Source organism: Methanobrevibacter sp. (assembly GCF_036307625.1).
GTDB lineage: Archaea > Methanobacteriota > Methanobacteria > Methanobacteriales > Methanobacteriaceae > Methanocatella.
Genome location: NZ_JAXJXF010000039.1, coordinates 1 through 1,763, shown reverse-complemented (window position 1 = coordinate 1,763; position 1,763 = coordinate 1). Strand labels below are relative to the sequence as shown.

The window sequence follows — 1,763 nt, the reverse complement described above, 5'->3', positions numbered from 1 at the left end:
GATGCGGATTAAAGAGGGGATTAAATGGATGAAAAAGTACCGAGAAGTAAAATTATTGAAACAGAAATTCCAATGGGTACAGTTCACCCTGCTGCATTGGAACCATATAGGGTAAGGATTTTTGTTGAAGATGAGATCGTTCAGGAAGCTGAAATAACCATTGGTGTTAATCATAGGGGAATAGAAAGAATCATGGAAGGACTTCCAGTCGAAAAAGCCAATTCACTTACAGAAAAAATTTGTGGAATTTGTTCAAACGCACATATATGGAATTCATGCAGAACTGCTGAAATGGGATTAGGTATTGAAATTCCCGAAAGAGCTTTGTATATTCGTGTTATTATGAGTGAACTTGAACGTTTGCATTCACACTTCTTGTATTTGGCGCATGGTTGTGAAGTGTTGGCACATGAAACCTTTTCGATGAGAGTATTCTACTTGAGAGAAATTGTAATGGAACTGCTTGCAATGATTGGTGGAAACCGGGTTCAATACGGATGTTCTGTTTTAGGAGGAGTAAGGCCTAGATGTGATTTGGATGAGGCTAAATTATTAAGACTAAAAGAGGATATGGATAAAGTAGAAGAAGGTCTTACAGATTTTGCAAACAGATTCACTTCTGATTCTATTGTGATGTCAAGGATTTCAGGAATCGGTGTTCTTCCTCAAAAGCAAGCTCTCAAATTGGCTGTAACAGGTCCGACATTAAGGGCAACAGGTGTTGCAAGAGACCTTAGAACTACCATGTTCGAATATGATAACTTTGATTTTAATGTAGTCACTCAACCTGATGGTGATGTTAAATCTAACTTGTTGATGAGGGCTCTTGAGTCATTTGAATCTATTAAACTTATTCGTCAAGCTATTGCAAATATTCCTGAAGGAAAAGTAGTTAACAGGGATTGGGAAATGTTTGACACAGGTATTAATGAAAGTTACATTGAAGTTCCAAGAGGAACACTATATCATTCCTATGCACTTGAAAGCGGCAGAGTAAGACATTCAATTATCAGAACTCCATCAATGTCTAACATTGGTGCTATGCAATATGCATGTATTGGAGACCAAATTACTGATGCCCAACTTTCTATTGTGCAATGTGACCCATGTTTCACATGTTCTGATAGGACAATTGAAATAATTAGGAGGTAAATCATGTTTGAAAATACACTCATTAACTCAATTCTTGCAGTAATTGCTACAGTGCTTGTTTGTTTTGTAATTTCAACATTACTTCCGGGAATTGAAAGAAAATATATTCATGCTAGAATTCAACAAAGAATTGGACCTGTTGTAATTGCTCCTGGTATAATGGCTCCAATCAAATTTATGTTTAAGGAAAATGTTGAAATTTCATCTCCGGTTCCGGGATTATATAAATCACTGCCAATAATCTGTTTTATTGTTGTTTTATGTGTCCTTATTGCTTTAACTCCTCAAGCTTATCAATTTCCGGCACTTGCAAGTTTAGTGGCTGTTGTCGGATTTTTAAAAGTAGAAGAAATATGCTATGTGCTGATGGGAGCATTATCCAAATCAGTAATGTCTGTTAGGATGCCGTTTCCCGATCAGGTAAAAGGTGCTACTCACTTAAAAACTACTAAATCCTTTATTGAAGATATAAGTGCTAAAAGATCATTAAGAATGATTACTTATGGGTCTTTTCCATTATATTTGGCTTTATTTGCTCCTGTAACTGCTGCTGGAAGTATTTTCTTATCTGATATTGTTGCATATCAGCAGGCAAATGGTCCGTTCTTATT

2 protein-coding genes are annotated in these 1,763 nt (G+C 36.1%); both read left to right on the top strand.

The genetic code is table 11. The features are described 5' to 3' along the window. Positions 1 to 24 precede the first annotated feature (24 nt). Positions 25 to 1,152: a nickel-dependent hydrogenase large subunit gene (locus UIB65_RS02715; protein WP_330039596.1), complete on the top strand. Its 1,128-nt coding sequence runs from the start codon at positions 25 to 27 to the stop codon at positions 1,150 to 1,152. Between the two features lie 3 nt (positions 1,153 to 1,155). After that, positions 1,156 to 1,763 (top strand): NADH-quinone oxidoreductase subunit H (locus UIB65_RS02710; protein ID WP_330039595.1); only part of this gene is annotated, 608 nt, incomplete at its 3' end.